Annotated in this window: 16 protein-coding genes and 1 tRNA gene; 14 read left to right on the top strand and 3 right to left on the bottom strand. The window is 62.4% G+C overall.

The features are described from left to right. Nucleotides 1–52: 52 nt before the first annotated feature. A complete protein-coding gene (locus ABIE49_RS05240; RefSeq protein ID WP_192733886.1) occupies nucleotides 53–820 on the top strand; it encodes an SDR family NAD(P)-dependent oxidoreductase in 768 nt (255 codons plus the stop codon). A gap of 48 nt (nucleotides 821–868) precedes the next feature. Here the strand turns inward: ABIE49_RS05240 and ABIE49_RS05235 are convergent, their stop codons facing one another. Continuing rightward, nucleotides 869–2,092, bottom strand: coding sequence for a serine hydrolase domain-containing protein (locus ABIE49_RS05235; protein WP_192733885.1), 1,224 nt, complete (start codon nucleotides 2,090–2,092; stop codon nucleotides 869–871). Nucleotides 2,093–2,268: 176 nt separating this feature from the next. Between ABIE49_RS05235 and ABIE49_RS05230 the strand changes: the two genes are divergently transcribed. Next, nucleotides 2,269–2,344: transfer RNA gene (locus ABIE49_RS05230), tRNA-Trp, on the top strand. Between the two features lie 44 nt (nucleotides 2,345–2,388). On the opposite strand, the gene ABIE49_RS05225 is transcribed toward ABIE49_RS05230, so the two are convergent. Further along, entirely contained in the window at nucleotides 2,389–2,583 is a 195-nt protein-coding gene (locus tag ABIE49_RS05225) for a hypothetical protein (protein ID WP_192733884.1), read from the bottom strand. Nucleotides 2,584–2,956: 373 nt separating this feature from the next. Here ABIE49_RS05225 and secE point away from each other — a divergent pair, with 373 nt between their 5' ends. The 12 genes from secE to ABIE49_RS05165 all read left to right on the top strand — a co-directional run bounded on the left by secE (nucleotide 2,957) and on the right by ABIE49_RS05165 (nucleotide 22,432). After that, complete coding sequence (gene secE, locus ABIE49_RS05220) at nucleotides 2,957–3,148, top strand: preprotein translocase subunit SecE (protein WP_192733883.1); 192 nt, start codon at nucleotides 2,957–2,959, stop codon at nucleotides 3,146–3,148. 20 nt (nucleotides 3,149–3,168) lie between these two features. Further along, nucleotides 3,169–3,699, top strand: coding sequence for a transcription termination/antitermination protein NusG (gene nusG / locus ABIE49_RS05215; RefSeq protein WP_192734252.1), 531 nt, complete (start codon nucleotides 3,169–3,171; stop codon nucleotides 3,697–3,699). A 220-nt stretch (nucleotides 3,700–3,919) separates the two neighbouring features. Further along, the gene (rplK, locus tag ABIE49_RS05210; RefSeq protein WP_192733882.1) at nucleotides 3,920–4,348 is read left to right on the top strand and encodes a 50S ribosomal protein L11; all 429 of its coding nucleotides are present in this window, start codon (nucleotides 3,920–3,922) and stop codon (nucleotides 4,346–4,348) included. Nucleotides 4,349–4,354: 6 nt separating this feature from the next. Beyond that, nucleotides 4,355–5,047: a 50S ribosomal protein L1 gene (rplA, locus tag ABIE49_RS05205; RefSeq protein ID WP_192733881.1), complete on the top strand. Its 693-nt coding sequence runs from the start codon at nucleotides 4,355–4,357 to the stop codon at nucleotides 5,045–5,047. Nucleotides 5,048–5,131: 84 nt separating this feature from the next. Next, complete coding sequence (locus ABIE49_RS05200; protein ID WP_192733880.1) at nucleotides 5,132–6,085, top strand: 2-hydroxyacid dehydrogenase; 954 nt, start codon at nucleotides 5,132–5,134, stop codon at nucleotides 6,083–6,085. A 593-nt stretch (nucleotides 6,086–6,678) separates the two neighbouring features. Further along, nucleotides 6,679–7,197 (top strand): 50S ribosomal protein L10, encoded by a 519-nt coding sequence (rplJ, locus tag ABIE49_RS05195; protein ID WP_192733879.1) that lies wholly within the window; start codon nucleotides 6,679–6,681, stop codon nucleotides 7,195–7,197. A 52-nt stretch (nucleotides 7,198–7,249) separates the two neighbouring features. After that, nucleotides 7,250–7,627 (top strand): 50S ribosomal protein L7/L12, encoded by a 378-nt coding sequence (rplL, locus tag ABIE49_RS05190; RefSeq protein ID WP_192733878.1) that lies wholly within the window; start codon nucleotides 7,250–7,252, stop codon nucleotides 7,625–7,627. 457 nt (nucleotides 7,628–8,084) lie between these two features. After that, nucleotides 8,085–12,203 carry a DNA-directed RNA polymerase subunit beta gene (gene rpoB / locus ABIE49_RS05185; RefSeq protein ID WP_192733877.1) on the top strand — a complete coding sequence of 1,373 codons (4,119 nt, stop codon included), beginning with the start codon at nucleotides 8,085–8,087 and terminating at the stop codon, nucleotides 12,201–12,203. Nucleotides 12,204–12,358: 155 nt separating this feature from the next. Continuing rightward, complete coding sequence (gene rpoC / locus ABIE49_RS05180) at nucleotides 12,359–16,558, top strand: DNA-directed RNA polymerase subunit beta' (RefSeq protein ID WP_192733876.1); 4,200 nt, start codon at nucleotides 12,359–12,361, stop codon at nucleotides 16,556–16,558. A 229-nt stretch (nucleotides 16,559–16,787) separates the two neighbouring features. Beyond that, nucleotides 16,788–17,882 carry a helix-turn-helix transcriptional regulator gene (locus ABIE49_RS05175; RefSeq protein WP_192733875.1) on the top strand — a complete coding sequence of 365 codons (1,095 nt, stop codon included), beginning with the start codon at nucleotides 16,788–16,790 and terminating at the stop codon, nucleotides 17,880–17,882. A 305-nt stretch (nucleotides 17,883–18,187) separates the two neighbouring features. Beyond that, complete coding sequence (locus ABIE49_RS05170; protein WP_192733874.1) at nucleotides 18,188–20,242, top strand: FAD-dependent oxidoreductase; 2,055 nt, start codon at nucleotides 18,188–18,190, stop codon at nucleotides 20,240–20,242. Nucleotides 20,243–20,380: 138 nt separating this feature from the next. After that, complete coding sequence (locus ABIE49_RS05165) at nucleotides 20,381–22,432, top strand: ABC transporter ATP-binding protein (RefSeq protein ID WP_192733873.1); 2,052 nt, start codon at nucleotides 20,381–20,383, stop codon at nucleotides 22,430–22,432. On the opposite strand, the gene ABIE49_RS05160 is transcribed toward ABIE49_RS05165, so the two are convergent. After that, nucleotides 22,369–23,598, bottom strand: a complete 1,230-nt coding sequence (locus tag ABIE49_RS05160; RefSeq protein ID WP_192733872.1) for an FAD-dependent oxidoreductase — start codon at nucleotides 23,596–23,598, stop codon at nucleotides 22,369–22,371. The two genes, ABIE49_RS05165 and ABIE49_RS05160, sit on opposite strands and share 64 nt — an antisense overlap. Between the last annotated feature and the right edge of the window lie 496 nt (nucleotides 23,599–24,094).

Raw genomic sequence — 24,094 nt, 5'->3', positions numbered from 1 at the left:
AGGTTTAAAACCAAAACCGGCGGACCGCCGGACCAACATCTGGGAGAGAGACATGAGCTTGTTCGACATGAAGGGCAAAGTCGCCGTCATCACCGGCTCCACGCGCGGCATCGGCCTTGCCATCGCCGAACGGATGGCCGAGCACGGCGCCAAGGTCGTGATCTCCTCGCGCAAGCAGGACGTCTGCGATTCCGTCACCAAGTCGATCAACGAAAAATTCGGCAAGGGCACGGCGGTCTCGATCGCGGCGAATATTTCGAGCAAGGAAAACCTGCAAAACCTCGTCGATGAATCCAACCGCGCCTTCGGCAAGATCGACGTGCTGGTCTGCAACGCCGCGTCCAATCCTTACTATGGTCCGCTCGGCGGCATCTCCGACGATCAGTTCCGCAAGATCCTGGACAACAACATCGTCGCCAACAACTGGCTGATCAACATGGTCGTGCCGCAGATGATCGAGCGCAAGGACGGCTCGATCATCATCGTGTCTTCGATCGGCGGTCTGAAGGGTTCGACCGTGCTCGGCGCCTACGCGATCTCGAAGGCCGCCGACATGCAGCTCGCGCGCAACCTCGCCTGCGAATACGGCAAGCACAACATCCGCGTGAACTGCATCGCGCCCGGCCTGATCAAGACCGATTTTGCCAAGGCGCTGTGGGACAATCCCGATACCCTGAAAGCCTCGACCGCGCGCTCGCCGCTGCTCCGCATCGGCACCCCCGACGAGATCGCCGGCGCGGCCGTCTTCATGGGATCGGCGGCCGGCGACTTCATGACCGGCCAGACGATCGTGATCGACGGTGGGGCGACGATTAGTTGAGGACGCAATACCTCTCGTCGTCCCTGCGTTCGCAGGGACGACAGGGAATTACTCCACCGCCGCGTACACCAGGTTCCGCAACATCGTGCGGATGTATTCCCGCTGGCCCGGGCCCTGCATCATGAACACCGCGATCAGGTCCTCCTTCGGATCGATCCAGAAGAACGTTCCGGCCATCCCGCTCCAGAAGAAGTTGCCGCGCGAGCCCGGGAACGGCGCCATGCCGTCATGGGTGCGGACCGCGAAGCCGAGGCCAAAGCCGTGGCCGGCCGGCATCAGGGGCGAGTTGACCTTGACTGACGGGGCGAGGTGATCGGACGCCATCAGTTCCAGCGTCTTGCGGCTGACGATGCTGACGCCATCCAGCGTGCCGCCGCTCAGCAGCATCTGGCTGAAACGGGCATAGTCCATCGTGGTCGACACCAGCCCGCCGCCACCGGATTCCATCACCGGCTTCTCGAGCATGTTGAAGAGCTGGACCTTGTCGCCGTTCCAGGGATCGGTCGGGAACGCCTCGGCCAGCCGGCCGGCATTTTCCTCTGCGGTGTGGAACGCGGTCTCCGCCATTTGCAGCGGCGCCAGGATGCGCTCGGTCAGGAACGCGCCGAGCGACTTGCCGGAGATGACTTCGATGATGCGGCCAAGGATGTCGGTGGAGCGGCTGTAATTCCATTCGGCGCCGGGCTGGCAGATCAGCGGCATGCTCGCGACCATCACCGCATGTTCGGCATTGGTGATCTTGCGGCTGCGCAGCCGCGATTGCTGATAGAGCTGTTGCACCAGTCCGTTGCCGGTGTGGTCGTAAGTGATACCGGAAGTGTGGCGCAGAAGGTCCTGCACCGTCATCTGCCGCTTCAACGGCACCAGCTCGAGCTGGCCGTTGTGCTCGACGCCGACCTTCTGGCCGGCGAATTCGGGGATGAATTTGGCGACGGGGTCGCTGAGCAGGAAGTGGCCGTCCTCGATCAGCATCATGATGCCAATGGAGACGATCGGCTTGGTCATCGAGAAGATGCGGAAGATGCTGTCCTTGGCCATCGGCGCGGACAGGATAGGCGCCTGCCGGCCGATCGCGTCGAACCAGCCGATCTGGCCGCGACGGGCCACCAGCACGGTCGCGCCCGGCAGGGTTCCCTTGTCGACCTCGCGCTTGAAGGCGTCCGACATGCGTTGCAGGCGGGTGGTGGACAACCCGATCTGTTCCGGCTTGGCGTGGGGGAGGGACGGGGTCTGCGGCGTGGCGGCGTGTTTGGGGGCAGTCTGCGCGTTCATGGTCTCTCCCATTGCTCTTGGCTCTTGTTGTTGTGGGAGCAAGTTTGGCGCAGAACCCTTGACTTGAACAGGGCGGTTACCGATTTCCAGAGGGCTGCTCGCGGCTTCGCCCTTGCAATCGGGGCATCGCCTATGCTTGAAACGGGCCGAAACCGGCGGCGACGCATGGTTTGCGTAGGGGTGTAGCTCAGTTGGTAGAGTACCGGTCTCCAAAACCGGTTGTCGCAGGTTCGAGCCCTGCCGCCCCTGCCAGCTAAATCAAGGACTTGGGTGGGGTTTCCTGCCGCCGTCCGGAACTAGCCGAAGAACCCCACGACAACAGCCATGTCCGAAGTCGCGGGCGCCACGCCGCGCAGATTCGCGTCAATCACGCGCCGGCAGGCATCGATGGTGACGGTATCGCCGAGATCGTTGGCCGCGTCGAGAACGCTCCAGGCGATGTCACCTGCAGGTCCGTCCTGGCCGGTCTGGGGTTGGCTGAGCAGCGACATCGTCACCTCATGGTCCATCAAGGGGACGGTCAGGATGGCGGGGAGCCTTTAAGAACCCGATCGCGCGCTGATTCGGATTTGAGGGGCGCCCGCTACCTGCGGTTAACCAACGGCCTTCGGTCCGGCCGAGGCATTTCCGCCGGCCCGGGGGCCTTCCGCGGCCGGCGGATACCTTGACCTTTTGCCCGACTGGCAGTAGATACCCGCCACCTGCTGCCGGCCCGTTATGCGGATATCCGGCGCGGCTTTGAAATCCCCCGAACAATCGAGCCCGCTTGGCGGCTCATCCTTCGAGAGAGGGCTGGGCGCTAGAGGGCTGTTCGGATTCACTTAAATTCAGACATTCGTTTCACGAAGGACGCGGTACCCAACGATGGCTCTCAGCCCGTTCAAGTTCCTGCAGGAAGTGCGTTCGGAGACCGCCAAGGTCACCTGGCCGACCCGCCGCGAAGTGACCATCACCACCATCATGGTGTTCATCATGGTGGCGCTGTCTTCGATCTTCTTCTTCGCCGCGGATATGATCATCCGCTATCTCATTACCTTCCTGCTGGGCGTCCACTGATGAGCACCGGAACCCAAACGATGGACAAGCGCTGGTATATTGTTCACGCCTATTCGAACTTCGAGAAGAAGGTCGCGGAATCGATCCGCGAACAGTCCAAGCAGCGCGGGCTGGAGGAACTGTTCGAGCAGGTGCTGGTGCCGACCGAAAAGGTCACCGAAGTGCGCCGCGGCCGCAAGATCGACGCCGAGCGCAAGTTCTTCCCGGGCTACGTGCTGGTGAAGATGAAGCTGACCGACGAGGCGTTCCATCTCATCAAGAACACGCCCAAGGTGACCGGCTTCCTGGGCGCCGAAAACAAGCCGATGCCGATCTCGGAGTCCGAGGCGATGCGGATCCTGCATCAGGTGCAGGAAGGTGTCGAACGTCCCAAGGCGTCGGTGTCGTTCGAAATCGGCGAGAACGTCCGCGTGGCCGATGGGCCGTTCGCGTCGTTCTCCGGCGTGGTCGAGGAAATTGACGAGGCACGCAGCCGCGTGAAGGTCGCAGTGTCGATCTTCGGCCGCGCGACGCCCGTCGAACTGGAATTCGGTCAGGTCGAGAAGGTCTGATCGCTGTCATTGCCGGGCTTGACCCGGCAATCCATCCGCTTCGCAAAGGCTTTCGCGAAGGTGATGGATGCCCGGGTCAAGCCCGGGCATGACGAGTAGAGGAGGCGGCGACGCTTCCGAAGAGCCGTGGAAGGGGACTGACGGTTGCCAGCCGTCATGCGAACCGCACCACGGTCCTGTGAAGCTTCCGGATGATCCGGAGCAACATGAGGAGTGACGTATGGCAAAGAAAGTGACCGGATACCTGAAATTGCAGGTGCCGGCGGGTGCTGCGAATCCTTCGCCCCCGATCGGTCCCGCGCTTGGTCAGCGCGGTCTCAACATCATGGAATTCTGCAAGGCGTTCAACGCCCAGACGCAGAAGGAAGAAAAGAACACCCCGATTCCGGTGGTGATCACGATCTACGCCGATCGTTCGTTCACCTTCGAGATGAAGACCCCGCCGATGTCCTTCTTCCTCAAGCAGGCCGCCAAGATCCAGTCCGGTTCGAAAGCCCCGGGCCGCGACAAGGCAGGCTCGGTGACCAAAGCGCAGGTGCGCGAGATCGCCGAGAAGAAGATGAAGGATCTCAATTGCGATTCCGTCGAGTCGGCCATGAAGATGGTCGAGGGCTCCGCCCGTTCGATGGGTCTGGAAGTTGCGGGGTAACGGACCATGGCAATCGGAAAACGTTTGAAGAAGGCCCGCGAGGGCGTCGACCGCGAGAAGCTCTATCCGCTCGCGGACGCCATCAAGATGGTCAAGGAACGCGCCAAGTCGAAGTTCGACGAGACGATCGAGATCGCGATCAATCTCGGCGTCGATCCGCGTCACGCCGACCAGATGGTTCGCGGCGTGGTGACCCTGCCGAACGGCACCGGCCGCACCCTGCGTGTCGGCGTGTTCGCGCGCGGCGCCAAGGCGGAAGAGGCCAAGGCAGCCGGTGCTGACGTCGTCGGCGCCGAAGACCTGGTCGAGAAGGTGCAGGGCGGTGCGATCGATTTCGATCGTTGTATCGCCACCCCCGACATGATGCCGCTGGTCGGCCGCCTCGGTAAGGTGCTCGGCCCGCGCGGCATGATGCCGAACCCGAAGATCGGCACCGTGACGATGGACGTCGCCACCGCCGTGAAGGGCGCCAAGGGCGGCTCGGTCGAGTTCCGCGTCGAGAAGGCCGGCATCGTGCAGGCCGGCATCGGCAAGGCCTCGTTCACCGAAGAGAAGCTGGTGCAGAACGTCAAGGCGCTCGCGGATGCGGTCTCCAAGGCGAAACCTGCCGGCTCCAAGGGCACCTACATCCAGCGCGTGGCGGTCTCCTCTACCATGGGCCCGGGCGTCAAGGTCGAGCCGGGCACGCTGCTCGGTTAAGGTCTTGCGGCACTGATGAGAAAACAGGGCGGAATCGGGTGACCGGTTCCGCCCTTTGCTTTGCGACAGGGAAAGAACAACAACATGCCCGAGAAGGTCCTGGTCTATTCGCGCTTCCCAAAAGCCCTGATGGTGCGGATCGGTGAGCGCTACGAGCTGCTGGACGCCGCGGGCAAGCCGCCGAACGAGACGTTCTCGGCCGAACAGCTCTCCAATATTCGCGCGATGATCACGGCAGGCGGCACTCCACTCCGCGCCGACGTGATGGATTCGATGCCAGCACTCGCAGCCATTGTCTGTTACGGCACCGGCTATGACGGCGTCGATCTTGCGGTCGTCGCCAAACGCAACATTGTGCTCGGCCACAGCCCGGGCGCAAACGCCGCTTCCGTTGCCGACATCGCGGTGACGCTGATGCTAGCCGCGACCCGGCGCTTGCTGGTGGCCGATGATTACGTGCGAAGTGGTAGCTGGTCCGGCGCAAAGCCGTCGCCGATGATGCGTCCGCAGGCCGGCATGCTCGGCCGCAAGATCGGCATCTACGGGATGGGGGAGATCGGCCGCAAGATCGCCGCGCGTGTCGCAGCCTTCGAGACTGAAGTGGGCTATTTCAGCCGCAGCCAGCACGACGTGCCGTATCAATATTTTCCGACGCTCGAGGCGCTGGCGGAATGGTGCAGCGTGCTTGTCATCGCGGTTCGCGCCGGCAGCGACACCCACCACGTGGTCGATGCCAATATCCTGAACAAGCTCGGCAAGGACGGTTATGTCATCAACATCGCGCGGGGTTCGGTGATCGATCAGCGGGCGCTGATCGAGGCGCTGACCGACCAGACCATCGCCGGCGCCGGCCTCGACGTCTACGCCAGGGAGCCGCATGCGCCGGATGCGCTGACGGCACTGCCGAACGTCGTGCTGTCCCCGCATATCGGCGGTCACACGCTGGAATCGCACGTGGCGATGCAGGACTGTGTGATGGCCAATCTCGAGGCGTATTTCGCCGGTAAGTCGTTGCCTTACGAGGTAAAGCTCGGCTGATTGCCGGCCGCTGGCAACGCCTTGACGGGCGGGAACCGTGCCGGGAAGTGGCGTTTCCCCATTTGTGGCAGCGGCCTGAATTTTGCCCTTGGCAAGACGGGCGAGACTCGGTAAAGAACGGCTTCCGGGCGTGCTGGCCGTTGCTGGCACGTCTGTGCTCGCATTCCGAAAACCCGATACGGTAGGAGATCATTCCTTTCAGGACATCCGCTATGGATTGCTCGAAAGGAAGGAAAGCCATCGTCGGGCTGGAATGCGGCAGGGGGCGTCCGGCTTGCCGGATAACCTCGATCCTGTCCAAGACTGCAGGCGCCCGCGATGAGATGCAAGTCTCTTCAACGGCTTAATCGCACAGCCTGCACAGACGGGTGAAGACCGGATTTTGCTTGGCGTCGCATCTTGCGGCGTGTGGGCCGATTTGGTTCGAACCTCGACACCCCGCGCCATCTGGTTCGGGAGGGCAGGCTTTTCAATGTCGTCTTGCCCGACGTGTCCGAAGGACTGGTGTCTTGAGGTCAGGTTTTGGGTGAGACGGTGGGTGCAACCCGGCGGTCTCGCCTCACGCGAAGGCCGCCAACCGGAGAGAGCTTGCTGTGGAAAGAGCGGCAAAAAAGGACGCGGTTGAGGCGCTGAACGGGGTCTTCAAGACCACCAGCGTTGCAGTCGTCGCCCACTATTCCGGCCTCACCGTGGCCCAGATGCAGAAGCTGCGCATGCAGATGAAGCAGGCGGGTGCGTCGGTGAAGGTCTCGAAGAACCGTCTCGCCAAAATTGCTCTTGAAGGCACGGATGTCGTTGCCATCGGTTCCCTGCTGAAGGGACCGACCGTGATCGCCACTTCAGACGATCCGGTAGCGGCGCCGAAGGTTGCCATCGAATTCGCCAAGACGAACGAACAGTTCGTCATTCTCGGCGGCTCGATGGGTAAAACCGTCCTGGATGTTAACGGCGTGAAGGCGCTTGCCTCGCTGCCGTCACTCGATGAACTGCGCGGAAAGCTTGTCGGCCTCCTGGTGGCGCCGGCGACCAAGATCGCTCAGCTCTCGACTGCGCCCGCGGCCAAGCTCGCGCGCGTCGTCCAGGCCTATGCCTCAAAGAGCGAAGCGGCCTGACCCTTCGCAAATCAAACCTGGTTCGAACCAATACGTTTAAGGAAACAGATCAATGGCTGACTTACAGAAAATCGTCGACGACCTCTCGAGCCTGACCGTGCTCGAAGCTGCCGAGCTCGCAAAGCTCCTTGAAGAAAAGTGGGGCGTGTCCGCCGCTGCCGCCGTTGCGGTTGCCGGTCCGGCCGGTGGTGGCGCTGCCGCCGCTCCCGCTGAAGAAAAGACCGACTTCACGGTCGTCCTCGCCGCCGCCGGCGAGAAGAAGATCGAAGTCATCAAGGAAGTCCGCGCCATCACCGGCCTGGGCCTCAAGGAAGCCAAGGACCTCGTCGAAGGCGCGCCGAAGCCGGTCAAGGAAGGCGTCAACAAGGACGAAGCCGAGAAGATCAAGGCCCAGCTCGAAAAGGCTGGCGCCAAGGTTGAACTCAAGTAACGCAAGTTACTTGGGACAAAGTCCCGGGCGGGGCGCACCTGCGCCCGGGATCGATGCAAAAGTCGTGCTATGGGACAACCGGACGCACGGCGTACACAAAAATGTGTGGGGATTCGCGGGGTTAACCCTCGAATCTCCACTATTGTCATCCCATATCGGGCTGGCAGCAGGAAAATACGGTAGGCGGCGGGAACGGCAGGGTTCTCGGCGTAAGCCGTTGGGAGACAGTCAAATTTCGGGCTTTTTCAGTCCGTGAAGCGATGGTTGGACGGGCGAGGTGCAGTCATGCGCCTTGCGCGTCGTTTTGCGTTTTGAAGGTCTGGAGAACGGATTTGGGACTTAATTCCTGAATTTGGGCTTGGTTCCGGCGAAGCGATTCGAAAATTCAACCCGGGGGCGATGGCAGTCGCGCTTCGGAAGGTTCGTCCATCAAGGGCGACGAAAATGAGAGGCCACGATGGCGCAGCAGACATTCACCGGTCGCAAACGCATCCGCAAGTTTTTTGGACACATCAAGGAAGTCGCAGAGATGCCGAACCTCATCGAGGTTCAGAAGGCGTCCTATGACCAGTTCCTGATGGTCGATGAGCCGGTCGGCGGCCGTCTGGACGAGGGCCTGCAGGCGGTCTTCCGTTCGGTGTTCCCGATCTCGGATTTCTCCGGCACCTCGATGCTGGAGTTCGTCCGCTATGAATTCGAACCGCCGAAATACGACGTCGACGAGTGCCGTCAGCGCGGCATGACCTATGCGGCGCCGCTGAAGGTGACGCTGCGCCTGATCGTGTTCGATATCGACGAGGAAACCGGCGCCAAGTCGGTCAAGGACATCAAGGAGCAGGACGTCTACATGGGCGATATCCCGCTCATGACCATGAACGGCACCTTCGTCGTCAACGGCACCGAGCGCGTCATCGTCTCCCAGATGCACCGCTCCCCGGGCGTGTTCTTCGACCACGACAAGGGCAAGACCCATTCGTCCGGCAAGCTGCTGTTTGCCGCTCGCGTGATTCCGTACCGCGGTTCCTGGCTCGACATCGAGTTCGACGCCAAGGACATCGTGTTCGCGCGCATCGACCGCCGCCGCAAGATCCCCGTGACCTCGCTGATGTATGCGCTTGGTCTCGACGGCGAGACGATCCTGTCCACCTTCTACAAGAAGATCAATTACAAGCGCGCCAAGGAGGGCTGGCGCGTGCCGTTCGACGCCACCCGTTTCCGTGGCTACTCGACCATCAACGACCTGATCGACGCCGACACCGGCAAGGTCGTGCTCGAGGCCGGCAAGAAGCTGACCGTGCGCAGCGCGCGCCAGATGCAGGAAAAGGGCCTCAAGGCGCTGCGTCTGTCGGACGAAGAGCTGATCGGCAACTATCTGGCCGAGGACCTCGTCAACCCGAAGACCGGTGAAATCTACGCCGAAGCCGGCGAGGAACTGACCGAGAAGTCGCTGAAGGCGCTCAACGAGCAGGGCTACAAGGAACTGCCGCTGCTCGACATCGACCACGTCAATGTCGGCGCCTACATCCGCAACACGCTGCATGCCGACAAGAACATGACGCGTGAAGACGCGCTGTTCGACATCTACCGCGTGATGCGTCCCGGCGAGCCGCCGACCATCGACTCGGCGCAGACCATGTTCCAGTCGCTGTTCTTCGACTCTGAGCGCTACGACCTGTCCGCGGTCGGCCGCGTCAAGATGAACATGCGCCTCGAGCTCGACGCGCCCGACACCCACCGCACGCTGCGCAAGGAAGACATCCTGGCCGTCATCAAGACGCTGGTCGACCTGCGCGACGGCAAGGGCGAGATCGACGACATCGACCATCTCGGCAACCGCCGGGTCCGTTCGGTCGGCGAATTGATGGAAAACCAGTACCGCATCGGCCTCCTGCGCATGGAGCGTGCGATCAAGGAGCGTATGTCCAGTGTCGATATCGACACCGTGATGCCGCAGGACCTGATCAACGCCAAGCCGGCGGCTGCCGCGGTGCGCGAGTTCTTCGGCTCCTCGCAGCTGTCGCAGTTCATGGACCAGACCAACCCGCTGTCGGAGATCACCCACAAGCGCCGTCTCTCGGCGCTTGGACCGGGCGGTCTGACCCGCGAGCGCGCCGGCTTCGAAGTGCGCGACGTGCATCCGACGCATTACGGCCGTATCTGCCCGATCGAAACGCCGGAAGGCCCGAACATCGGTCTGATCAACTCGCTGGCGACCTTTGCGCGCGTCAACAAGTACGGCTTCGTCGAAACGCCTTACCGCAAGGTCAAGGACGGCCGCGTCACCGAGGAGGTCGTGTACCTCTCGGCGATGGAAGAGGGCCGGTATCGCGTGGCGCAGGCCAACGTGCCGCTCGACGCCAAGGGCCGCTTCACCGAGGACCTGATCATCTGCCGTCACGCCGGCGAAGTGCTGCCGATCACGCCTGACAAGGTCGACTACATGGACGTGTCGCCGAAGCAGCTGGTTTCGGTTGCCGCGGCGCTGATCCCGTTCCTCGAGAACGACGACGCCAACCGCGCGCTGATGGGCTCGAACATGCAGCGCCAGGCGGTGCCGCTGGTTCGCGCCGAGGCGCCGTTCGTCGGTACCGGCATGGAAGGCGTGGTTGCGCGTGACTCCGGTGCTGCGATCGCGGCCCGACGTTCCGGCGTGATCGACCAGATCGACGCCACCCGCGTCGTTATCCGCGCCACCGAGGATCTCGATCCCACCAAGTCGGGCGTCGATATTTACCGGCTGATGAAGTACCAGCGCTCCAACCAGTCGACCTGCATCAACCAGCGTCCGCTGGTGAAGGTCGGCGACATCGTCAAGAAGGGCGACATCATCGCCGACGGTCCCTCGACCGATCTCGGCGAACTCGCGCTCGGCCGCAACGTGCTGGTCGCGTTCATGCCGTGGAATGGCTACAACTTCGAAGACTCGATCCTGCTCTCGGAGCGGATCGTGAAGGACGACGTCTTCACCTCGATCCACATCGAGGAGTTCGAGGTGATGGCCCGCGACACCAAGCTTGGTCCGGAGGAAATCACCCGCGACATTCCGAACGTTTCGGAAGAAGCGCTGAAGAACCTCGACGAAGCCGGTATCGTCTACATCGGCGCGGAAGTTCGCGCCGGCGACATCCTGGTCGGCAAGATCACGCCGAAGGGCGAAAGCCCGATGACGCCGGAAGAAAAGCTGCTGCGCGCCATCTTCGGCGAAAAGGCGTCCGACGTTCGCGACACCTCGCTCCGCGTGCCCCCGGGCGTGCAGGGCACGATCGTCGAAGTGCGCGTGTTCAACCGTCACGGCGTCGACAAGGACGAGCGTGCGCTGGCGATCGAACGGGAAGAGATCGAGCGTCTGGCCAAGGACCGCGACGACGAGCAGGCGATTCTCGACCGTAACGTCTACGGCCGTCTGGCGGAGCTTCTGGAAAACCGCCAGGGCATCGCCGGTCCGAAGGGCTTCAAGAAGGACACCAAGATCACCCGTGCGGTGCTCGACGAGCATCCGCGCTCGCAGTGGTGGCTGTTCGCTTCGCCCAACGACAAGCTGATGGCTGAAATCGAGGCGATGCGGAAGCAGTATGACGAATCGAAGAAGGGCCTTGAACAGCGCTTCCTCGACAAGGTCGAAAAGCTGCAGCGTGGCGACGAATTGCCGCCCGGCGTGATGAAGATGGTCAAGGTCTTCGTCGCGGTGAAGCGCAAGATCCAGCCCGGCGACAAGATGGCCGGCCGTCACGGCAACAAGGGCGTGGTGTCCAAGATCGTTCCGATCGAGGACATGCCGTTCCTCGAGGACGGCACCCATGCCGACATCGTGCTCAATCCGCTGGGCGTGCCCTCGCGCATGAACGTCGGTCAGATTCTGGAGACGCATCTCGGCTGGGCCTGCGCGGGCCTCGGCAAGCGCATCGGCCAGACCATCGACTCCTACTATCAGAAGCAGGACCTCAAGCCGCTGCGCGAGACCCTGAAGAAGATCTATGGCGACGATGAAACCATCAAGACGATGAACGATGGCGAGTTGATGGAGCTTGGCAAGAACCTGAGCCACGGCGTGCCGATCGCAACGCCGGTGTTCGACGGTGCCAAGGAAGCCGACATCGAGGAAATGCTGAAGCTCGCGGGCTTCGACGCCTCGGGCCAGTCGACCGTCTATGACGGCCGGACCGGCGATGCCTTCGATCGTAAGGTGACGGTGGGCTACATCTACATGCTCAAGCTGCACCATCTCGTGGACGACAAGATCCACGCGCGTTCGATCGGACCGTACTCGCTCGTTACCCAGCAGCCGCTGGGCGGCAAGGCGCAGTTCGGTGGCCAGCGTTTCGGCGAAATGGAGGTCTGGGCGCTCGAAGCGTACGGCGCCGCCTACACGCTGCAGGAAATGCTGACCGTGAAGTCGGACGACGTCGCCGGCCGTACCAAGGTGTACGAGGCGATCGTGCGCGGCGACGACACGTTCGAGGCGGGTATCCCGGAATCGTTCAACGTGCTGGTCAAGGAAATGCGCTCGCTCGGCCTCAACGTCGACCTGCACAACTCCAAGATCGGCCCGGCCACGACGTCCGAGGCGGCAGAGTAACGCATACGATTTCATGTCCGGCGCATGCGGGCGAAGCCAAGTCTTCGCTCAGATGCGCCGGGCATTCGCACTCCGCTCGGACGTTGAGCAGGGCGCGCGCTGACAAAGAGTTTCGAATTTGCTGCCGGTGACGATCGGCACGCGAGGAGAAGACGATGAACCAAGAAATTATGAATCTCTTCAATCCGACGACGCCGGCTCAGGTCTTCGACCAGATCCGGATTTCGATTGCGTCTCCGGAGAAGATTCTGTCGTGGTCGTATGGCGAAATCAAGAAGCCGGAGACCATCAACTACCGTACCTTCAAGCCCGAGCGCGACGGCCTGTTCTGCGCCCGCATCTTCGGGCCGATCAAGGATTACGAGTGCCTGTGCGGCAAGTACAAGCGGATGAAGTACAAGGGCATCATCTGCGAAAAGTGCTCGGTCGAAGTGACGCTCTCCCGCGTCCGTCGCGAGCGCATGGGCCATATCGAGCTGGCGGCGCCGGTTGCGCACATCTGGTTCCTGAAGTCGCTGCCGTCCCGCATCGGCCTTCTGCTCGACATGACGCTGAAGGATCTCGAGCGGATTCTGTACTTCGAATATTACGTCGTGCTGGAGCCGGGCCTGACCGCGCTCAAGGACCGTCAGCTCTTGTCGGAAGACGAGTATCTGAAGGCGCAGGACGAATACGGCCAGGACAGCTTCACCGCCATGATCGGCGCCGAAGCGATCCGCGAGCTGCTCAAGGGTCTCGAGCTCGAAAAGCTCGAGCAGTCCCTGCGCGCCGAGATGCAGGAAACTGAATCCGACATCAAGCACAAGAAGCTCGCCAAGCGCCTCAAGATCGTCGAAGCGTTCCGCTATTCCGGCAACAAGCCGGAGTGGATGATCCTGACCGTGGTGCCGGTGATTCCGCCGGACCTGCGTCCGCTGGTGCCGCTCGACGGCGGCCGCTTTGCGACCTCGGATCTCAACGACCTCTACCGCCGCGTCATCAACCGCAACAACCGCCTGAAGCGGCTGATGGAGCTGCGTGCGCCCGACATCATCATCCGCAATGAAAAGCGCATGCTGCAGGAGGCCGTCGACGCTCTGTTCGACAACGGCCGCCGCGGCCGCGTCATCACCGGCGCCAACAAGAGGCCTTTGAAGTCGCTGGCCGACATGCTCAAGGGCAAGCAGGGCCGCTTCCGGCAGAACCTGCTCGGCAAGCGCGTCGACTATTCCGGCCGTTCGGTGATCGTGGTCGGTCCCGAACTGCGGCTGCATCAGTGCGGCCTGCCGAAGAAGATGGCGCTCGAACTGTTCAAGCCGTTCATCTATTCGCGGCTCGACGCCAAGGGTCTGTCCACCACGGTGAAGCAGGCGAAGAAGCTGGTCGAAAAAGAGCGTCCCGAGGTCTGGGACATCCTCGACGAGGTCATTCGCGAGCATCCGGTGCTGCTGAACCGCGCGCCGACGCTCCATCGCCTCGGCATTCAGGCGTTCGAACCTGTCCTGATCGAGGGCAAGGCGATCCAGCTGCATCCCTTGGTCTGCGCCGCGTTCAACGCCGACTTCGACGGCGACCAGATGGCCGTGCACGTTCCGCTGTCGCTTGAAGCGCAGCTGGAAGCGCGCGTCCTGATGATGTCGACCAACAACATCCTGCATCCGGCGAACGGCCAGCCGATCATCGTGCCGTCGCAGGACATCGTGCTCGGCCTCTATTACGTGTCGATCATGCGCGAAGGCCTGCCCGGCGAGGGCAAGATCTTCGGCGAGATGGCCGAACTCGAGCACGCCCTGCATTCGAAGGTCATCCACCTCCACACCAAGATCAAGTATCGGTGGGAAGGCATCGACGAGACCGGCAAGGTGTCCAAGCGCTGGATCGAAACCACCGCGGGCCGCGTCATGCTCGGCAACCTGCTGCCGAGCTCGGCGAAGATTTCGTACGACATCATCAACAAGCTGATGACCAAGCGCGAAATTTCCGGCGTCATCGACCAGGTCTACCGCCACTGCGGTCAGAAGGAGACGGTGATCTTCTGCGACCGCATCATGGCGCTCGGCTTCTACAACGCGTTCAAGGCCGGCATTTCGTTCGGCAAGGACGACATGGTCGTTCCGCACTCCAAGTGGAAGATCGTCGACACCACCCGTACGCTGGCGAAGGATTTCGAGCAGCAGTACAATGACGGCCTGATCACCCATGGCGAGAAGTACAACAAGGTGGTCGATGCCTGGTCGAAGGCGACCGAAGAAATCGCCAAGGAGATGATGAAGGAAATCTCCTCGACCAAGAAGAACGCCAAGGGCGCCGACGCCGACATCAACTCGATCTACATGATGGCGCATTCGGGCGCGCGCGGCTCGCCGGCCCAGATGCGTCAGCTCGCCGGTATGCGCGGCCTGATGGCCAAGCCGTCGGGTGAGATCATCGAAACGCCGATCATTTCCAACTTCAAGGAAGGTCTGTCGGTGCTCGAATACTTCAACTCGACCCACGGCGCCCGCAAGGGCCTCGCGGACACTGCGTTGAAGACCGCGAACTCGGGCTACCTGACGCGCCGTCTGGTCGACGTGGCGCAGGACTGCATCATCACGCAGGACGATTGCGGCACCAAGCTCGGCATCAAGATGCGCGCCATCGTCGATGCCGGCACGGTCGTTGCCTCGCTGGCGTCCCGCATTCTCGGCCGCACCGCGGGCGAGGATCTGCGCGATGCTGCGACCAACAAGGTCGTGGTCAAGCGCGGCACGCTGATGGAAGAAATGCATGTCGACGCCATCCAGCAGGCCGGCATCCAGGAAGTGAAGATCCGTTCGGCCCTGACCTGCGAACTCGTCAACGGCATCTGCGGCAAGTGCTACGGCCGCGATCTGGCCCGCGGCACGCCGGTCAACCATGGTGAAGCGGTCGGCGTCATCGCGGCGCAGTCGATCGGTGAACCCGGCACCCAGCTGACGATGCGTACGTTCCACATCGGCGGCGCGGCGCAGATCAACGAGCAGTCGTTCATCGAGTCGAACTTCGACGGCAAGGTGACCATCAAGAACAAGGCCATCGCCAAGAACAGCGAAGGTCATCTGATCGCGATGGTCCGCAACATGGTCGTTGCGATCACCGACGCCGACGGCACCGAGCGTGCGACCCACCGCATTCAGTACGGCGCGCGCATGCACGTCGATGAAGGCGACATGGTCAAGCGCGGCCAGCGGATCGCCGAATGGGATCCGTACAGCCGTCCGGTTCTCACCGAAGTCGAGGGCACCATCGGGTTCGAGGACCTGGTCGAAGGCCAGTCGATCTCGGAGACGCTCGACGAATCCACCGGTATCGCCAAGCGCGTCGTCATCGACTGGCGCGCCTCGCGTGGCGGCGCGGATCTGCGTCCGGCCATCGTGGTCAAGGGCAAGGATGGCAAGGTCCTGAAGCTCGCACGTGGCGGCGATGCCCGCTACATGCTGTCGGTCGACGGCATTCTGTCGGTCGACACCGGCGCGAAGGTGAAGGGCGGCGACATCCTGGCGCGTATTTCCACGGAAAGCGCCAAGACCCGCGACATCACCGGCGGTCTGCCGCGCGTCGCCGAACTGTTCGAGGCTCGCAAGCCAAAGGACGCGGCGATCATCGCGGAAATCGCGGGCACGATCCGCTTCGGCCGCGACTACAAGAACAAGCGCCGCATCTCGATCGAGCCGATGGACAAGACCGAGGAGACCAGGGAGTACCTGATCCCGAAGGGCAAGCACATCCATCTGCAGGACGGCGACATCGTCGAAAAGGGCGATTTCATCGTCGAAGGCAATCCGGCACCGCACGACATCCTGGCGATCAAGGGCATCGAGGAACTCGCTGCCTATCTGGTCAACGAAATCCAGGAAGTCTACCGGCTGCAGGGCGTGCTCATCAACGACAAGCACATCGAGGTGATTGTCCGTCAGATGCTGCAGAAGGTCGAGATCACCGACCAGGGCGAGACCGACATGATCTCGGGCGAGCAGGTCGACAAGATCGAGTTCGACGCGCTCAACCTCAAGGCCAAGGAAGAGGGCAAGAAGCCCGCCACGGGAACGCCGGTTCTGCTCGGCATCACCAAGGCGAGCCTGCAGACCCGCTCGTTCTTCTCGGCTGCCTCGTTCCAGGAGACCACCCGCGTGCTCACCGAAGCCGCCGTCAACGGCAAGGTGGACCCGCTGGAAGGCCTCAAGGAGAACGTCATTGTCGGCCGGCTGATCCCGGCGGGCACCGGCGCCTCGATGGCCAAGATCCGCGAAGTCGCGGTCAAGCGCGACAAGCTGATTCTCGACGAGCGCGAGAAGCAGGCCGCGATCGTGCCGACCGCTCCGGAAGCGGAACCGCTGGCGCTGCCGCCCGCGGAATAGGGCCTCCGCGCGAATACGCTGCAAGCGAAAAGGCCGGCGCAAGCCGGCCTTTTTGCTGCGGCATGGGCGTCCACGCCTCGCTGTGACACCGCCGGTTCCTTCAAACGGGAGAGCCCGTTGGGAAACTGGCTGTCCTTTGTTGACGGCGTGTCCTCGTGCTTCACCCACAAAGCGGGGGCGTGCTATCAATGCGTGAATCGTATCCGGGCAACCATTTTCACGGGTTTCCATGAGCGAAATGGATCATTCAGAACATTTGATCGACCGCATTTACGAGGCGGGGCTCATTCCTTCCCTTTGGCCAGCTGTGCTTGGCGAGCTCGGTGCGACGACCAGCGGTAGCGGTGGGTTTATGTTCGCCGTGCGGGACGGTTACGTCAGCGCGGTCAACTCAGTCGAATATGATGCCACCATGCCGCTCTTTCTGAATGACGGGTGGAGCGAGCGCGATCCGAATCTGCCGCGCGCCATCGCGCTGAATCATGCAGGCTTTCTCACGGACGGCGATCTTCTGTCGGATGAGGAAATTGCAACCAACGACGTCTATTGCAATTTTTATCGCAAATACGGCCTCGGTTACCGGGCCGGCACGATCATCCCGATACCGAGCGGCGATTCGATCGCCATCGTCGTGCCGCGGCACCAGGATCTTGGCCCGGTGCCGCGCGAGATCGTCACCTTCCTGGACGGGCTGCGGCCACATTTGGCGCGGGCGTCGCTTACGGCGAACCGCCTTGGCTTCGAGCGCGCACGCGCCCAGGCGGACGCGTTGCAGGCGCTGGGCCTGCCCGGTGCGGTGCTGCGTGCGCGCGGCCAGGTGTTCGCGGCCAACGGCCTGTTCGAAGCCTTGATGCCTTCGCTGTTTGAAGACCGTGCCGAGCGCGTGACAATGACGGATGTGACGGCGGATGCGCTGCTGGCCGAAGCGCTCGCCGCGCGGCCTCTTGGGGATGGCCGGATCATCAAGTCGATACCGGTTGCAGCGACGGCCAACTATCTGCCGATGGTCTTGCACGTCATTCCCGTCCGCGGGGCCGCGCGCGACATCTTCACCCAAGCGAGCGTGATGCTTGTGGTGACGCCGGTCGATCGCGCCGCGGTGCCGACCGCCGAAGTCCTGCAAGGCCTGTTCGACCTGACGCCGGCCGAAGCGCGTGTGGCGCGCGGCATCAGCGAGGCCCGCACGATCGAAGTACTCGCGGGGACGCTTGGTGTCAGTCGCGAAACGGTCCGCACTCAGCTCAAGTCGGTGCTCACGAAAACAGGCCTTTCGCGGCAGCAGGAACTGATCAGTCTGCTCGCCGGCAAGGCGTTCCCGAAATAACGAAACGTCCGCGGGAATCCGATGGCGTACTCCACGTCTGCGGGAATAAGGTCGGCCGGACCCGCTTGCCGCTACCGTGGCTTTCACACACGGCGACACCCGATCAACCGCCGGCGCCGAAACCCCCGTAAGAGTACGGATTCGGATGAAAAAGCGCGGTTATGGCGGCCTCCATGGCGCTTTCCCGCATTGCCGCGATGCGCGGACCTGCTTTGTTCATCTTCCCTTCAGGGTGAAAAGCGCTTTTGCTAAGGAGACTTAAACCGGCTGCACTTTGGGGGCAGGCGGGAACTTGCGGAAAACACATGCTCGATCTTGCAATCGTAGGCGGCGGCCCCGGGGGGCTGATGAGCGCCTGGTATCTGAAAAAGAAGCTCGGCGACCTCTGCCGCATCACGATCTACGAGGCATCCGACCGGGTCGGCGGCAAGATCGTCACGCGCAAATTCGATTCGGCGCCGGCGATGTATGAGGCCGGCGTTGCCGAGATCTATGATTACTCGATGACCGGCCCCGATCCGCTGCGCGAGCTGATCCAGCATTTCGGCCTGCAGACGATTCCGATGGACGCCGAGCAGGTGCAGTTCGACGGCGAACTCCTCAACGACGTGCCGGGCATGCGCCGCAAATATGGTGTAAAGACCGCAGCCGCGATCGAGGGCTTTCGCAAGCGCTGCAGCGATATGGTGTCGCCGATCGAATATTACGAAGGCGTCGGCGCCCACGACAATGAGCATCCGTGGGCCTACATGACGGCTGAGGAACTGCTCGAAAAGTTCGTCGACGACGATACCGCCAAGCGCTTCTTCAAGGTGATGGCCCGCTCCGACATCGCGACCGAGCCGCACAACACCAACGGGCTGAACGCGCTGAAGAACTTCGTGATGGATGTCGACGGCTATATCGGGCTGTATTCGATCCAGAACGGCAACGAGCAACTGGTCGATTGCCTGCGCAGCGAAGTCACGGCCGATATCCAGCTCAATCACCGGGTGCTCCAGGTCGGCAAGACGTCCTCCGGCCGCTATCAGCTCAACATGATGAACGGCAAGGGACCGGAGACGCGGGACTTCGATCTCGTGGTGATGTGCCTGCCGCATTCCTGGCTCGGCACGATGCGCTGGAACGGCGAAGAGCTGCGCAAGTCGATGGTCAAGCACGTCGCCTATTTCGACCGGCCCGCGCATTATCTGCGGGTCTCGATCCTGTTCGACGAACCGTTCTGGGGCGAGAAGATCCCCGGGGCCTGGTTCATGTCGGAGGCATTCGGCGGCTGCTGCGTCTACAACGAGGGCGCGCGCCATGACGTCGGCAAGCACGGCGTCCTGAACTGGCTGATCGCGGGTTCCGATGCGCTGGCGTTTGCCAATCTCAGTGATCAGGAACTGATCGACGCCGCGCTGAAGTCGCTGCCGGCGTCGCTCGGCAACGCCCGTGACTATTTCAAGGAAGGCAAGATCCATCGCTGGCTGTCGTCGGTGAACGCGCTGCCGGGCGGCTTGCCGGTGCGCGATGTCATGACCAACCACCGGCCCGAGCCGAAGGAACATCCGGGGATCGTCGTGGTCGGCGACTATCTGTTCGACTCCACGCTGAACGGACTGCTCGACTCCTCCGACGCCGCCACCGACATCATCGTCTCCGAGATGATGCGGCTGCGCCGCGCACGCGCGCAGGCGGGCGGGGCGCTCTCCGACAAGATCGACCGCGATTATTTCCAGAATTATCGCGGGCTTGGCCCCTACAGCGAGGTCTGGAGCCAGTTTACCGACCCGGCCTATCTGACGGACCTGATCAAGATCGTCTGGAACCGGGCGAGGGGCTACAAGCTCCTGATCGCGGGCTCCGCCAGCGGCGAACTGGTCGGCGCGCTGCGCGAGCGCGGCATCGACGCCTGGGGCATCGAAAACAACCGGGCCATCCATGCCCGGACGCCGAAGGCGCTGAAGAAATTCAACAAGCTCGGCTCGATCGTCGATATGCCGTTCAAGGACGGCGAATTCGATTTCGTGTTCGAGACCAGCCTGTGCCACGTCGCGGAGAAGCAGGTGCCGCGCGCGGTGCGCGAACTGAACCGGGTGATCAAGACCGGGCTGCTGTTCGGCTCCGTCACGTCGGACACGCCGCCGGCGCTGATCGATCGCTATGACCTGCTGCGCGGGGTGAAGAAGCTCGGCACCTGGTGGGAATGGTCGGAGTTGTTCTTCGGCAACGGATTCGACCTCTCAATGCATCGCCGTGACGTCACCGATGCATTGTGGGCGGCGACGCTTGCCGCCAACAAGGGGCCGGGGCAGTGGTACGCCGACTCCGACAGCCTGCGCTATTCGTTCTTCGACAAGGTGGAGTCCGAAGACTGATCGGCAGCCGCCGATACTCGGATTGTGTGCCAATTGTTTTGCCGAATTCATCCTGATCGCATAGGATCGGCGCGATAGCGTCCACCGCTATCGCGTTCGATTTGCGGTCATGCCGGCCGTGCAGCATCGGTTGGTTTTATGGCGCCAAAGCCTCCTTCTCCGGATGATCAGAATCCCGCGCCAGCGGACGATTCTGAGCTTGCGAAGAGGCTCGCGCTCGAGGCTGTCGCCAGTGGCAAGCCGGCCGGCGTGCCCGCTGCCGATGACGGCATAAAAGACAAAAAAGCCAAGAAAGACGAGGACGAGGACGACGACGAGCTGGAGCTCGACGACGATGATGACGAGGACCTCGTCGTCTTCACCGCGAAGGAAGCCGCCGGCGCGATGGCGACGGTCTACGGCTTCGTCAGGCCGTATCTTGGCAGTTACAGGAAGCCATTGGCGATCGTCACCTTCGGCGTGCTGGTCGAGACGCTGTTCAACGTCATCATGCCGCTCAGCCTGAAGTTCCTGATCGACGACGCGCTCGGCGAAGAGGATTTCCAGGCGCTGTACAAGATCCTCGGCGTGCTCGCGGTCGCCGGCATCATCACCTCGATCGTCGCGATCTGGTATGAGCGCTGGGACGCGCGGCTGGCAGCCGGGATCATTTCCGATGTCCGGACCCGGTTGTTCGAGCATGTCCAGGGCTTGCCGGCGGGCTATTTCGCCCGCACCAAGCGCGGCGAAATTCTCTCGCGCTTCTCGATCGACCTCTCGGCCTTCGAGGGGGCGGTCAAGACCTTTGCCAACAGCGCGGCGCTGCCGTTCCTGGAGTTGATCGCCGGCATCATCCTGATGCTGTTCCTGAACTGGCAGCTCGCCGCCGTCGCGCTGCTGGTGTTTCCGATCACGCTGATCGGCCCGCGGATTCTGACGCCAAAGGCGGTGCAGGCCAATTACGAGCAGAAGCTGAATGAATCGGCGCTGCTCGGCGTGGTGCAGGAAAACGTCGCGGCCCAGGCGGTGGTGAAAGCGTTCAGCTTGCAGCGCCGCGCGTTCGGCTGGTTCTCCCTGCGCAACCAGGATGTGCGCACCAAGACCGCGTCCGCGGTGTTCCTGTCGACCATGGTGGAACGCACCGTCACGATCTCGGTGCTGTTGCTGCATCTGGTGGTGCTCGCGATCGGCGCCTATCTCGCCACCACCGGCCAGATCACCATCGGCACCTTCGTGACCTTCGAGAGCGCGTTCTGGGAGGTGTCCTACAACATCGCCCATCTGATGCATTTCATTCCGGTGTCGATCCAGGCGGCCGCATCGGTGCGGCATATGCAGGAGCTGCTGGACGAGCCGACCCGCGGGGCCGACCGCGCCGGCGCGCCCGACCTGCCGCGCATCACCAACGACATCACCTTCGATCGCGTGACCTTCCAGTACGAGGGCAGCGAGACGCCGGTGCTCGACAATCTCAGCCTCAAGCTCAATGCCGGCAAGCGCATCGCCATCGTCGGACCCAGCGGCTCGGGCAAGAGCACGCTGCTCAATCTGGTCCTGCGGCTCTACCAGCCCGACGAGGGGCGCCTGACCATCGACGGCGTCGACGTCCGCCGCGTCACCCTGGAATCGCTGCGCGGGAGCATGGCGGTCGTGTTCCAGGAGAACATGCTGTTCAACATGTCGATCCGCGAAAACATCCGGCTCGGCAAGGAAGGTGCGAGCGACGAAGAGGTCGAGGAGGCCGCCAAGAAGGCCGAGATCCACCAGTACATCATGAGCCTGCCGCAGGGATACGACACGCCGGTCGGCGAACGCGGCGACACGCTGTCGGGCGGCCAGCGCCAGCGCATCGCGATCGCGCGCGCCGTCATCCGCAACCCGTCCGTCCTGCTGCTGGACGAAGCGACGTCCGCGCTCGACCAGACCACGGAAGCTGCGATCAATCGCACGCTGCTGAAGGTCGCGGAGGGACGCACCATGATCTGGTCGACGCACCGCCTGACGTCGGTGGTCGAGATGGACGAGATCATCGTGATTTCGAACGGCAAGGCGATCGAGCGCGGCTCGCACGCGGAGCTGCTTGCCCGCAATGGCGCCTACCGCAAGCTCTGGGACGACCAGGGCCACAAGCCGCACAATGCGGCCGGTCAGGCCGACGACGACAATGAAGACGACGATGATGATGAGGACGAGGACGACGAGGAGGAGTGAGCGTGGGTTTTTGCTTCCGCGCTGATTGCCTTGCGTAGCCGCCGCAAATTGCCTTCGCCAAACCACGCCAGGAACCGCGCCAGGCGTTGTGCGCGCCAGTAGATGCCGCGGTCCAGCGTGACCTTGCGGAAGCTGAAGGCCTTCGCCATCGACCAGGCGTCGCAGGCCAGCTTGACCGGATCTTCGTAATACGACGCGATCTTGGCCTCGATCATGCCCTCGCTCGCCAGCCAGGCGGGAATATGGACATTGCAGAGCTGGGTGACGTCAGTGAGTACCTTGTCGGTGCCGGTGCCCGTGACAGGGCAGGTGGTCGCGAAGGCGTCGCCGACCAGGACGATGCCGGGCTGCCGATAGCCCGTGCTGACGTGGAGATCCGCTGGCCTGATCTTGACGTCGCCTGACACGGTATAGTCGCCGGTGATGCGGCGCAGCCGCGGCAGCGCGGCATTCATGGTCTCGACCGGCTTTTGCCGCATCTCGCGCAGCCAGGTATCGTCGGCCTCGCGATAGGCGAACAGATTGGCCCGCATCTTCGTGCCGACCGGAAACAGCGTCAGATAGGGGATACGGCCGCTCGGCCGTTCCGAAAAATACGTCAGCGCCGGAAATTCGAAAGCGGCGCGGCCGACAGGCGCAAGGTCGAATCCGATCGAGATCGAGTGGCACGGGCTGATGATCTGGCGTTCGATGCCGAGATTGCGGCGGAGCCCGATGTTCAACCCATTGGCCAGCACCACCAGCCGCGCCGAGATCGATTCGCCGTTCGAGAGCGTGAGCTTCTGGCGATCGTCGCTGGTCGAGACATCCGTGACTTTGGCGTAGACCAGTTCGGCAGGTTTGGGGATTTCGGCCCGAATCGCCATGATCAGCGCGTCGTACATGATGCCGAACTGCTGGCTGGGCCGCTTGTCGAGCAGATATCCGGCCCGCGCGATCCAGTTTTCGCCGTCATGGGTGGTCGCACGCAGCAGCGAATCGGCGAATCCCGTCTTCTGCAAAAGGTCGACCTGGGTACCGCCACTCAGCTTTTCGACGCGAAAATCGAACGGATAATTTTCATGCGGGTCGATCAGGAGCGTCGGAATCCCGGCGCGTCCGAGCATCGCGGCCGCGGTCGAGCCGGCGAGGCCGCCCCCGATAATTGCAATGTCGGTGTACCGCATAGGAATTTCCGGCCTTGAAGGGCTAGTTTTGCGCCGGGAAAGGCAAATAAAGGCTTAGCTTGGCAATCCGCTTTGGACGGGAACCCGGGGAATTATGTTTCTGGATATATTTACCCGGGTAAAATTTGGCGAGAATCGCTGGTGCCGTTCGATTCGAAGAAGCGGGGAGTGCCGCCAATTTCGCTACGCACCGATTCACGCTAAGCTCTGAATCTGCAGGTGCCATAGGCGTTTCCTGCGTTGTCGTTTCGCTTGACTTAGCTACCCACGGCTTATAGAAGACCCCCACTTCACGACAGGCGGTGAGCGTCGCCAGCGTCGGAACGGAACACCCTTCAAATCCTTATGGACCCAAATCCTTCTGGACTGAGACGGGCACCAACCTCGACGAATGCCGCTCAAACGCTGTCGATCATATAGCTAGGCAATGCCAGTGCGATTTTAGTTCTCTTGAGCACGTTCTCTTGAGAGTGAACTCGGATGCATGACCTCGGTA

This window comes from Bradyrhizobium sp. OAE829, from assembly GCF_040546575.1.
Taxonomy (GTDB): Bacteria; Pseudomonadota; Alphaproteobacteria; order Rhizobiales; family Xanthobacteraceae; genus Bradyrhizobium.
Note: the sequence above shows the minus strand (reverse complement) of the source record. Positions and strands in the feature narration are given on the sequence as shown.